12 protein-coding genes and 1 pseudogene are annotated in these 11,857 nt (G+C 40.4%); 11 read left to right on the top strand and 2 right to left on the bottom strand.

Annotation, left to right across the window (positions count from 1 at the left end; genetic code table 11):
• The first annotated feature begins 29 nt into the window (after positions 1–29).
• Positions 30–617: a CDP-diacylglycerol--glycerol-3-phosphate 3-phosphatidyltransferase gene (gene pgsA / locus FTU12_RS01825; protein ID WP_078190467.1), complete on the top strand. Its 588-nt coding sequence runs from the start codon at positions 30–32 to the stop codon at positions 615–617.
• Positions 618–1,631: 1,014 nt separating this feature from the next.
• Here pgsA and FTU12_RS01820 read toward each other — a convergent pair.
• Complete coding sequence (locus FTU12_RS01820) at positions 1,632–1,901, bottom strand: oxidative damage protection protein (RefSeq protein WP_078190466.1); 270 nt, start codon at positions 1,899–1,901, stop codon at positions 1,632–1,634.
• A 27-nt stretch (positions 1,902–1,928) separates the two neighbouring features.
• On the bottom strand, positions 1,929–3,359 hold the full coding sequence (gene argH, locus FTU12_RS01815; protein ID WP_171319324.1) for an argininosuccinate lyase: 1,431 nt from the start codon (positions 3,357–3,359) through the stop codon (positions 1,929–1,931).
• Between argH and FTU12_RS01810 the strand changes: the two are divergent.
• From FTU12_RS01810 to FTU12_RS01765, 10 genes and pseudogenes are all read left to right on the top strand, one after another.
• Positions 3,350–4,503 (top strand): annotated as a pseudogene (locus FTU12_RS01810) (sensor histidine kinase). The gene argH and the pseudogene FTU12_RS01810 overlap by 10 nt on opposite strands.
• A 53-nt stretch (positions 4,504–4,556) precedes the next feature.
• A complete protein-coding gene (locus FTU12_RS01805; protein WP_180012128.1) occupies positions 4,557–5,297 on the top strand; it encodes a LytTR family DNA-binding domain-containing protein in 741 nt (246 codons plus the stop codon).
• A 95-nt stretch (positions 5,298–5,392) separates the two neighbouring features.
• The gene (hemC, locus tag FTU12_RS01800; RefSeq protein ID WP_218950642.1) at positions 5,393–6,310 is read left to right on the top strand and encodes a hydroxymethylbilane synthase; all 918 of its coding nucleotides are present in this window, start codon (positions 5,393–5,395) and stop codon (positions 6,308–6,310) included.
• Between the two features lie 3 nt (positions 6,311–6,313).
• The gene (locus tag FTU12_RS01795) at positions 6,314–7,093 is read left to right on the top strand and encodes a uroporphyrinogen-III synthase (protein WP_180012126.1); all 780 of its coding nucleotides are present in this window, start codon (positions 6,314–6,316) and stop codon (positions 7,091–7,093) included.
• The gene (locus tag FTU12_RS01790; RefSeq protein ID WP_180113623.1) at positions 7,090–7,932 is read left to right on the top strand and encodes a hypothetical protein; all 843 of its coding nucleotides are present in this window, start codon (positions 7,090–7,092) and stop codon (positions 7,930–7,932) included. Before FTU12_RS01795 ends, FTU12_RS01790 begins: the two co-directional genes overlap by 4 nt.
• Before the next feature lie 6 nt (positions 7,933–7,938).
• Entirely contained in the window at positions 7,939–9,132 is a 1,194-nt protein-coding gene (locus FTU12_RS01785; protein WP_180113622.1) for a heme biosynthesis protein HemY, read from the top strand.
• Between the two features lie 9 nt (positions 9,133–9,141).
• On the top strand, positions 9,142–9,573 hold the full coding sequence (locus tag FTU12_RS01780) for a thioesterase family protein (protein ID WP_180007027.1): 432 nt from the start codon (positions 9,142–9,144) through the stop codon (positions 9,571–9,573).
• Between the two features lie 142 nt (positions 9,574–9,715).
• A complete protein-coding gene (locus tag FTU12_RS01775; RefSeq protein ID WP_180007248.1) occupies positions 9,716–10,042 on the top strand; it encodes an H-NS family nucleoid-associated regulatory protein in 327 nt (108 codons plus the stop codon).
• Positions 10,043–10,209: 167 nt separating this feature from the next.
• Positions 10,210–10,953 carry a type II secretion system protein N gene (gene gspN, locus FTU12_RS01770; protein WP_180012120.1) on the top strand — a complete coding sequence of 248 codons (744 nt, stop codon included), beginning with the start codon at positions 10,210–10,212 and terminating at the stop codon, positions 10,951–10,953.
• Positions 10,953–11,819 carry a type II secretion system protein N gene (locus FTU12_RS01765; protein ID WP_180113621.1) on the top strand — a complete coding sequence of 289 codons (867 nt, stop codon included), beginning with the start codon at positions 10,953–10,955 and terminating at the stop codon, positions 11,817–11,819. The genes gspN and FTU12_RS01765 overlap by 1 nt, the downstream gene beginning before the upstream one ends.
• Positions 11,820–11,857 lie beyond the last annotated feature (38 nt).

Raw genomic sequence — 11,857 nt, 5'->3', positions numbered from 1 at the left:
TCGTGCATGAGGGGAAAACTGGGGTGTCTATGACAACAGGTCGAATCCTGAATATTCCTAATATTTTAACATTGGCACGAATTGCTTTAATTCCTGTGTTTTTGTTGGTGGCGTATTGGCCACCTGCAATGGGCGTGGGTGAGCATGCTGCAAGCATGTCACGTCATATATTGCTGACCGCTATTTTTGTGATCGCAGCTGTCACTGACTGGTTTGATGGCTATCTTGCGAGAAGTTTAAATCAGACTTCAGCATTTGGACGTTTTCTCGATCCTGTTGCAGATAAACTGATGGTCGCAACAGCCTTGATCGTCTTGGTGCAATGGCAACCAACCATTTCGATGGCCTTTGCAGCGATTGTGATTATTTCACGTGAAATCACGGTGTCTGCGCTACGTGAGTGGATGGCTGAATTAGGCGCACGTACCAGTGTTGCGGTTTCAACCGTTGGTAAATATAAAACAGCATTTCAGATGATTGCGATTTCAGTGTTCTTGCTGAATTGGCAGCCCCTAGAAATGTTGGCCTATGGATTGCTCTATACAGCTGTTGTTTTAACGTTATGGTCGATGTTTATATATTTGAAAGCCGCATGGCCGTATTTAAAACAACCTTGATTTAAAAGTAAGTTATGAAAAGCTCCGTTATCGGGGCTTTTTTATTGCCGAGCTTTTAAAAAAATTGAGGGTTTGACTAGTTTGAACAGCGCTTCATTTGATTAGAGCTTGACGTTAAATGTGAGACGTTGGCGCAAATTTTGGATAAAAAAATTCCCAGATTTTGGGGGAAATCTGGGAAGGAAAATCGGGGTTACTTATCGCTATTATGGAAGATGTTTCCATCTCCTTGATTGCTATTATAGGAAAGCAGATTTAGAAATACATGGAGTTTCTTGTAGTGTAATGTTGTGTTTTATTGAGAAATGTATCACAAATTTACATTAAGAATTTTTGATACAAATTGGCCAGTAACTTTGGTAGGTTTTGTTTGGATTTAAACGATAAAAATCGATATATGTGATGATAAAAATACAATTAACATTATTTAAATAATAGATTCATCTATTTAAGTTTAAATAAAATTGATCAATGGATAAAAGATATTTCAGCAATGATGAAGATCATTTCCCAATGAAAGCTTACACAGACGTCATCTTTGTTTTGCGAAAATAGCAGTGCTCCGAAGCACAAAAAAAGAGCCATTTCAGACTTTATTTTTGAAATTTGAGGTTACGCACTTCGCTTGTACTGCTTAATTTTTAGAGCAATAAAAAAAATCCCCAAAATTGGAGATTCTTTTCAATTAAAGCCCACGCGCAGCATAGCTGCTTGTGTTGCAGCGTGGCGGAGCAGTGCTCCTGAGTACAAAAAAGGAGTCCCATTGGACTCCTTCATGACATTTGAAACTACGCGCTTCGCTTGTCTTGCATCATTTGTAGAGTAGCAAAAAAGAATTTCCAAGATTGGAGATTCTTTTCAATTAAAGCCTACGCACAGCATAGCTGCTTGTTTTGCGGCGTGGCGGAGCAGTGCTCCTGAGTACAAAAAAGGAGTCCCATTGGACTCCTTCATGACATTTGAAGCTACGCGCTTCACTTGTCTTGAGTAAAACTTAAAGCAACGCTTTAAGTTTTACTCAGGCTTTAGGCCTTCGGCTTTTTCTAAAGATTCATCATTGCTGAAGAATTTTTCACGTTGCTCTTCAAGGAACTTTTTCGCGTCAGCTTCAAACACGTTTAAACGTTTTTCATTGATCAACGTAGTTTGGTGTTTTAGCCATTCTTGCCAAGCTTGTTTAGATACCGTATCAAACAATTCTTGTCCCTTTGCACCCGGGAATGGTGCAAAGTCTAAACCTTCCATTTCAGCCTGATATTTACGGCAAAAAACTTGTCGAGACATATCAATACTCCATTTAACTTGAAAAAGTTATGCGTAAAGTTTTTCTAAACGTGCATGCGCGCGTTCAATTGCTGCTTCAACTTGAGCAGGTGCAGTACCACCAATGTGGTTACGTGCATTGACAGATGCTTCGAGTGTTAAAGCTTTTTCGAAGACATCGGCCTGAATCAAGTCAGAGAACTGTTGAAGTTGCTCAAGGGTTAATTCTGAAAGGTCTTTGCCTTCTTGAACACCGAGAGCAACTGCTTTACCCACAATCTCATGTGCATCACGGAATGCCACGCCATTTTTAACGAGGTAGTCGGCAAGGTCAGTTGCAGTTGAGAAGCCACGCAGCGCTGCTTCACGCATGATGTCAATGTTTGGCACTAGTGCAGGGATCATATCGGCAAATGCCATGAGTGAGCCACGAACAGTATCAATTGCATCGAATAGTGGTTCTTTATCTTCTTGGTTGTCTTTGTTGTATGCCAAAGGTTGACCTTTCATTAGGGTCAATAGGCTCATCAAGTCACCATATACACGACCAGTTTTACCACGGATCAACTCAGGAACGTCTGGGTTTTTCTTTTGCGGCATGATTGAAGAGCCAGTGCAGAAACGGTCAGGAATGTTCACAAATTTGAACTGAGCCGATGTCCAAAGAATCATTTCTTCTGACATGCGTGATAAATGCATCATGATGAGTGATGCTGCCGCATTGAATTCAATACCAAAATCACGGTCAGATACGGCGTCTAAAGAGTTTTCAGCGACAGCTTCAAAACCTAGTAATTCTGCAGTGAATGCGCGGTCGATCGGGTAAGTTGTTCCTGCAAGTGCAGCAGAACCTAAAGGCATACGGTTGGTACGTTTACGGCAGTCAATTAAACGCTCTGAATCACGTACTAACATTTCAAACCATGCCATTAAATGGTGACCAAAAGTCACTGGTTGTGCAGTTTGTAAATGCGTGAAGCCCGGCATGATGGTATTGGTATTTTTCGCCGCTAAGCCTAGGATGCCTTTTTGTAATTTTTTCAATAATTCTAAAATCGCATCGATTTCGTCGCGAACATACAGACGGATATCGGTTGCAACTTGGTCATTACGACTACGACCGGTGTGTAGTTTTTTACCTGTAATACCGATACGTTGAGTCAAGCGTGACTCAATATTCATGTGCACATCTTCTAGGTCAATGCGCCATTCGAAGTTACCCGCTTCAATTTCTGCTTTAATGGTGTTTAAGCCATTAATAATATCGTCACGCTCTTGTTCAGTTAGAACGCCAACTTTTGCAAGCATGGTTGCATGTGCAATTGAACCTGCAATATCTTGTTTATAAAAGCGTTGGTCAAACTGTACAGATGCTGTAAATTCAGCAACAAAAGCGTCAGTAGCTTCGGAAAAACGACCGCCCCACATGCCTGAAGTTTGGGCTTGTGACGGATTTGAGGAATTAGAAGATGTGGTCATGTCGGCTCAATAAGATAAAAAGCATAGAACTGAACAAGAGTATAGCAAATTCGAACCCAGTTGCCGAAGGGCAAGTTGATCAAACTTTTAGACAAGGTTTGGGCCTATGACAATTTCTGTATTTTCAAGAAAAATGGGCCGTTGGCATTATTTGTGGGAGCTTTTTCTTGCGGGCAATATTGTGGCGTTGGTCTTGGCTTTGGCACAAGCTCAATCGTGGCAAGCCTTAAGTGTTTACAGTGTCATGCAGCATGTGTTGTTTATTAACTGGATATTATTGGCATTTGCAGCATTTTCAGAGCTTTTGCAGAGCAAGACGCGTGGTTTAAGCATGAAAATGCTCATGTTTAGCGGGTTTGTTTTATTGCAAGCTTTGGTGTTATTCACCACCTTAATTTTAAATGTTTTGATCTATTTTGGTGAAAATTTCAGTTTAGCTGGTTTGAGTGCAGATGTTTTAACTGTTAGTGTGGTTTTAAATCTGAGCTATGGGGTATTACTTGGGGCATTTTGTTTTCGATATTTATATTTAAGAGAACAGTGGGGTCGACAACATCATAGTGAATTAAACTCACGCATTCAGGCTATGCAAGCTCGGATTCATCCACATTTTTTATTTAATAGCTTAAACAATGTGATTAGCTTGATTGCGATTGACCCAGATAAAGCGGAGCAAATGCTACTGAATTTATCTCGATTGTTCCGTGCGAGTTTTCAAGAATTGAAACTGGTGAGTCTCAAAGATGAGATCGATTTGTGTCAGCGTTATTTGGCCATCGAACAAATGCGATTGGGCGATCGGCTCAATGTGGAGTGGAAACTGGCCGACATTGAACAGTACGCTCAAGTACAAATTCCACTATTAACTTTACAACCTTTATTAGAAAATAGTATTTTTCATGGAGTCGAAAAGATTTTGACAAAGAGTACGATAAATATATTGATTGAAATATTACAAAATCAAATTAATATCGTTATTACAAATCCTTATACACAGGATACAATTAAATTACGTCAGGGGAATGGTATTGCCATCGAAAATGTGAAACAGCGACTTGAGGCATATTATGGTCAGCATGTCACTTTTCAAACCTACGCAGGCGAGGGAATGTATACGACTGTGGTGCAATATCAATATAAATAGAAATCTCAGTTGACCAATAAAAATAAATGACGTTAACGAGATAAGGAGGAGAAATGGACATCCTGATCTGTGATGATGAGCCTCTAGCAGTAGAGCGATTGTCACGTTTAGTCACTCAACTTGGACATCAAGTGGTTGCGAAAGCCTCACATGGTCAACAAGCGATTGACTTGGCTCAAAGCCTCGAGCCTGATGTCATCTTACTAGATATACAAATGCCTGAAATGGATGGGCTGACTTGCGCTAAATTGTTGCGTGAATTAGACCCCATGCCCGCTATTATTTTTTGTACTGCATATGATCATCATGCACTTGATGCATTTAAGTCGAATGCAGAGGGATATTTACTAAAACCGGTTATGCAACAGGAATTGCAGCAGGTTTTAGATCATTTAACTAAATTAACCCAAGCTCAATTGAGCACGATAAAACAAAAAGAAAATATGGACGAAATTAAAATCAGCCGCCATCAAATTGCGGCAAAGACTTATCGTGGTGTAGAACTGGTCCCTGTGGAAAATATTTATTATTTTCTTGCAGATCAGAAATATGTCACTGTTCGGCATAAAAATGGCAATGTACTTATTGATGAAACGCTGAAGGATTTAGAGCATGAATTTGGTGATCGCTTTATACGCATTCATCGCAATGCCTTGGTGTCTGTGAGCTTTTTAGATGGTTTGGAAGTCGTAAGCTCAGGGCAATATCAGGTGCGTTGTCGAGATTTAGAAGAGCGTTTGGCGGTCAGCCGTCGACATTTACCAAATTTACGTGAGCGAATACAAAAATTATAGGGCAAGGGTCAAAGCACATTGCGAATTAAGCTTGCATTTTCAACTGAGCAAGTTAAGTTTAGAATAATAGCCCTATAGACTGTATTTTAAAATTTATGAATATCCTTAAGATCGCAACTCGACAAAGCCCGCTTGCACTTTGGCAGGCGGAACATATTCGTGCACGCTTAGAAGCACTTCATGCAAATTTGAAAGTTGAGTTGGTGACCTTTGTGACCCAAGGTGACAAGATTCTAGATACCCCTTTAGCCAAAATTGGGGGAAAAGGATTATTTGTAAAAGAATTAGAAGCGGCGTTGTTGGATGGTCGTGCAGACTTGGCAGTTCATTCGATGAAAGATGTGCCAATGGCTTTGCCTGAAGGTTTAAGCTTGGCCGTGATTTGTGAGCGTGAAGACCCATTAGATGCTTTCGTTTCAAATACTTATAACAGTTTTGATGATTTACCCCAGGGTGCGAAGGTGGGGACGTCGAGCTTGCGCCGCAAATGCCAAATTTTAAAACAACGTCCAGACCTTGAAATTATTGATCTGCGTGGCAATGTGGGTACGCGTTTATCTAAACTCGATGCGGGTAACTATGATGCGATTATTTTGGCGAGTGCAGGGCTGAAGCGTTTGGGCTTAGCAGAGCGTATTCGTCATACTCTTGAGCCTGTTGTGAGTTTACCTGCAGTTGGACAAGGTGCATTGGGCCTAGAATGTCGTAGCCAAGATCAAGCTGTATTGGATTTAATTTTGCCCTTAATGCATGCAGAGACCAATTCTTGTGTACGTGCAGAACGTGCTTTTAATGCATATCTAGAAGGTGGCTGCCAAGTACCGATTGCAGGTTATGCAACCTTAGAAAATGGTCAGATTCATTTGGAAGGTCGAGTCGGTAGTGTTGACGGTCAAACCTTGTTGAAAGCACAGCAAGTAGGTCTTCCCGAACAGGCTGAACAGCTCGGTGTCAAATTGGCCCAAGACTTGTTAGCCCAAGGTGCCGGTGAAATTTTAAAGGCACTGTATTAATACATGCTTTTTATCAATACACGTCCGACAGATCGTGCAGCGCAGCTTAGCTTGACGCTGCGCTCTGCGGGTGTTGCTGTGGCTGAGCTTCCATTACTTGAGCTTAAGCCGCGGGCATGGTCAGAAGCATTGGCAGTGTGCTATGCCCAGTTGAGTGCTGCGGATGTATTGGTTGTGGTGAGCCCCTCTGCGGTCACCTTTGGTATGCAAGGTTTGCGTAAGGCAGGCATTTCACTTGAGCAGCTCGAACATATTCAATGGGTTGCAGTTGGTGACGCAACCGCAGCAAAACTGGCTGATTATGGCATTCACAGTGTCGTACCGCAGGTGGAAACCTCGGAGGGAATGCTCACCTTAAGCCATTTAGAACAATTGGAGGCCGGGGCTTGCGTTGCATTTTGGCGCGGTGAAGGTGGTCGTCAATTTATGATGCAGCAGTTGCTAGCACGTGGCATTCAGATTCTTAATTTTGTGCTATACGAACGCCATCTACCGGAAGAGACCACTCAAAAAGTAAAAACACTCATTTCTGAACATCAGTTGTCATCTCCGTATTGTATGTTGATCACCAGTGAGGCCAGTTGGCTCAATTGGCTTGACTTGATTCAGTCGCATTTATCAGTGCTGAGTCATGCACATTTTTTAGTTTTAGGTGTAAGGTTGTTCGAGCTACTTGAGCAAAGTCGTATAACACTGAACAAAGATTTTAAAATTATTCAACTCGAAGATTTAAACGCGACACACATATTGCAGCATGTGCAGGTCGTGCAGGGAAATACATGAAGAAGTTGTTTGTCGTCGTGGTCATTGCCGCAGTACTTTGGTTGGCTAAACTCAGTTTTGACCTATTTCAAGTCAATGCTCAACAAACCGAACTGATGCAACAACAAACTTTATTGCAACAGCGCAATGCAGGTTTGAATGATCAGGTCGTGGCTTTGAAACGCCGGTTGAGCGGCACAGCGACCGAGATGTCGGCTGCAACGACATCGAATACTTCGATTGCTGCTGAGGCAACCCATAGCATTGAGCCAATGATGGTTGTGGGCCAGCAACTTGATTTGGTTGAATTTGCCATGCAGCAACAACAATTTGCTGTCGCTTTGGAAAAATTAAACCAATTAGACCAACAATTAGATCAGTTGAGCTTGGCACCTGCACTTCGCATGAGTTTGCATCAGGTGATTCAAAAAGATCGTGAGACCTTAAAGCAATATGTGACAGAGCGTCAGTTGCAATCTGATAAAGTGAAAAATACCCTGCAATCGATCGATCAATTGTTAGAAAAAGAAATATTAAAGCCCTATAGTTCTAAAGAGCAGCAAAAGGGTCTTTCTTTTTGGCAAAAATGGATTCAAGTCGAATCGGTCGAGCAACCGAGTCCCGTATTAATGCAGCGTAGCTTGGTATTAAAAGAAATGCAGTTACGTTTAATTTTGGCTCAGCAAGTTTTAAATCAAGGACAATATCCTCAATTTCAACAAGAAATCACTGAAATTATGCAAATTATGCAGCAATTGCCAGATGCTTCATTAAAACCGATACGCCAACGTCTAGAACAATTAAAGGACATTCCGGTTATTTCTGTACCGCTATTAAATACTCGGGCACTCATAGGATAATCGACTATGAAACATATTTTATTGGCCTATTTATTTATTAGCTTATTGGTTGTTGCCATTATTAGTTTGCTGAGTTTTGGACATGGTGCAGGCTATGTCTATTTATACTGGCGTGAATGGCAAGTTCAATCCAATATTTGGTTTTTAGCATTATTGCTGGCACTACTGAGTTTGTTCGTGCAAATGCTTTGGTATGCGGTTAAACGCTATTTAAGTCGAGAGCAGCGTAAATCTGAAACAGTCTTTAGTTTTAATAAACTGCATCCCTATGAACAATTGGCTGTCATTTGGCTTTTAAATGCTGCGCAAGATCAAAAAAACTTTATTCAGCAAGCTTTTACTGAGTCTGGATTATTAAAAGGGGTGATTGATGCGCGTTTATATTGGATTCAGCAACAATATGAAACAGCATTAAATGCATTAACTCAGACCAATCCAATGGCTTTTGAACTCGCAGAATTGCAACGGATTGAAATTTATTTATCCCAACAAGAGGGTGAAAAGGCTTTAACGCATCTCGAATTTTTGAATCAACATGAATTATCGCCATGGTTGCAAAAAGTCAGCACTGCCTATGAGCAGCGTTTAACCACGCTATGGGGCATGTTTGCGTTGCAGTTTCCTTGGTTGTATTTGCGTTCGACACGTTATGGACATTTAGATGAGCTGACAAAACAAGCTTGGTTGGAGCAATTATTATCTGCATTTGATCAAGCTGATGTCGATGACTTACAGCATTTAAAGCAGCGTTATTTGGATTTGCAAGATCAAATAACAGAGCGTAAATATGCGGTCAAAGTGTTGTGGTTAAAAGTCTTGTCTCGTATGCCAGAGATGAGTCAGGAACATGAGCAATTGGCTATTCATTTACTTGAACAGCAATTTAACAAAGAAGTGTTCTTTTTGTGGTTCCAGCAAAAAATGTTGAAGCAAAACCCTGACTATGTGGCTGTAGAACAGCAGATTCAACGTTGGGAAGAAAAGTATCCTGCACTACCTGTTTTTAGTTTTGCAAAATGGAATATTTACCAAGCGACAGCACGTCAAGCTGAGGCGGATGCATTATTAGAATTATATCCAGATGATGTATTAATGAGTTATTTACGTATCAAGTCAGCTTTAAATCAGCAGGAATATTTGACCAAACAATTAAATTTAATATTTGAAAATAATGCTAATTTTATGGAAATTAGAATATAAGGACATAATATGCAAAAAGATTTAGCTCAATATTCATTGATTCATACTCAACACGTAGCTTGGGGGGATATGGATGCTTTTGGTCATGTAAATAACGTGCATTATTATCGTTATATGGAAAGTGCGCGGATTGGTTATTTAGATCAGTTGGATATATTTAATCAGTCTGTGGTTACGGTTGTTGCTTCAAGCCAGTGTAAATATTTAAGCCCCGTGGTTTATCCTGATATTTTAAAAGTGGCAACGCGCGTTGAAGAATTAAGAAATAGTGCATTTCGTATGGGTTATATATTATGGAGTGAACAGCAACAAAAAATCGTTGCAACAGGCGATGCGGTTATTGTGTGCGTGGATAAAATGACCCTGCAAAAAACCTCTATTCCGGAAAATATTAAAACCAAAATAAAAGCCTTAGAAAATTCAGTGGGAAATAATATTTAAATACAATTTAACTTTATATATTTTAAGGAGTCGTGTTAAAATATTGTAGTAAAATGAAAATTATTTATTGAATAAAAATTTTATTATAATATTATGAGCGAGTTTTCATAAGCATTATTAAAATGAAATTTCGGAGTTAAAGATTATGCCTGATATTAGTAATTTATCAGTTGAAGAGTTAAAGAAGCTTCAAGTAGAAGCTGAAGCACTGATTGCATCTAAAAAAGATCAAGCGATTGAAGATGCGTATAACCGTATTGTTGAAATTGCAGAAAATTTAGATTTAAGCGTTGAACAAATTCTTGAATTTGGTTTAAGCAAACGTAAAAAATCAACGCGTAAAGCGGTTGAGCCACGTTACCGTAGCAAAACCAATGCAGATGACACGTGGACTGGTCGTGGTAAACAACCACGTTGGTTAGTGGCTGAGTTAGAAAAAGGCGCGAAACTAGAAGACTTCTTAATTTAAGAACAATTCATGAAATCGTCATATCCTGAGTTCAGGATAATTAAACCAGGCAAATGCCTGGTTTTTTTATCTCTTTGAATTGGCTATGCAGAAAAAGTATGCATAATGTGTCTATAAAGAAAAATGTTTAAATGATGGAAAAAAATTGATGGATCGGTTGTGGTGGGATGATCAATAAAACTAATAATATTCGGTGGCTCATTTTTGCTGCGATCAGTTTTTTAATTTTCGTTATGCTGCAAGTGCCAGCAGCGTGGCTCATTACAAAGTTTTATAAAAATAACCAAATGCTACATAACGTCAGTGGCAATATTTGGCATGGGCAAGCAGATTGGACACGAGGAAATTTGAAAGGCTCGTTAAACTGGAACACACGCCCGTGGGACTTGATTTTATTACGCTTGGGTGCAAATGTTGAAATTCATAGTGGCAATACCAAACTGCAAGGTGTTATGGGGTATGGTTTTGGCAAAAGTATCAGCATCAAAAACTTAGAGGGTCAAATTGCCCCTGAAACTTTAAAAAGTTTTGCCGATTGGCAATGGCCAACGAATGCCATTCAATTAAAAGATGTGCAGTTTAAATATAAGCCACAACAGGGATTTAGTCAGTCATTAGGCGAGATGCAGTGGGCAGGTGGGGATTTATCCTTTAGCTTTGCACAGCGTCAAGAGTCAATGAATGTGCCTGCCATGTTAGCTCAATTAAAAGATGATAATGGCAAATTGTCGATTGATGTTCGAGATCAACGCGAACAAAAGATGATGAATTTATCACTTGAGCCAGACCTCATGTTGGATGTGCAATTAACCCAGCGCTTTTTGATGAATGTTGCTTCCTATGAAGGTAAGGCAGGATTAGATACGTATGTGATTAGTTCGCGTCAACCTCTATTGAGTGGGGTGAACTGATGGCTGACTATTTCGAAAAAATCCGCGAGATCAATTGGAAGCAAACAGATCGACTTGCACCTGTGGTCTTGGCTTTAATAATTTTGTACCTGTGCTGGAAGTTAGCCGCTTTATTTTGGTTATTGATTGCACCGCCACAAGCCATGCAGTTAGACCGAGTTGAATTGGGTTCACAGCAAACGCAAGTTCCTAATATTAGCTCTTTTGCCTTGTTTCAGGAAAACCGCAGTTCAGCAGCTGACGCGCAGTTAAATATGGTGTTACAAGGTGTGGTGGTTGGACAGCCAAGTCGCTACTCGTCGGCAGTGATTAAGGTCAATGAGAGTTCAGATCGCTACTTGGTTGGAGAAACCATTCAAGGTTCATCATATCAACTGGCTGAAGTTTATTGGGATAAGGTGATTTTAACGCAGGGTAATGGTGCACGGCGTGAATTAGCGTTCCAAGGTATTGAAAACGGATTAGATCAACCGATTGTCCCTACAGCCAATGCAACATCAGGCGGATCTTTGCAAAATAACAGCATGCAAAATGCAGCTAATCCTGCAAATTCAGGGCAAGGCACGACGCAGTCCGCGATTGGTCAGGCCGTACAACGCATGACAGAAAATCGTGAACAATATATGCAGGAAATGGGGGTGAATCCATCAGGTAATGGTGGGTTTGAGATTTCAAATCGAACACCTGCTGCCTTGAGAAATAAATTGGGTTTGCAACCGGGTGACCGCATTATGTCTTTAAATGGGCAGGCAGTCGGTGCAGGACAATCTGAGGCGCAATTATTAGAACAAGCCCGCCGTGAAGGGCAGGTGAAACTTGAAGTCAAACGTGGTGATCAAGTGATGACCATACAACAGGATTTTTAGTGATGTTTCATCACTTTATAGGGTTAGGAAACACAGGC

Source organism: Acinetobacter sp. YH12063 (assembly GCF_013419715.1).
Classification (GTDB): domain Bacteria; phylum Pseudomonadota; class Gammaproteobacteria; order Pseudomonadales; family Moraxellaceae; genus Acinetobacter; species Acinetobacter amyesii.
Note: the sequence above shows the minus strand (reverse complement) of the source record. Positions and strands in the feature narration are given on the sequence as shown.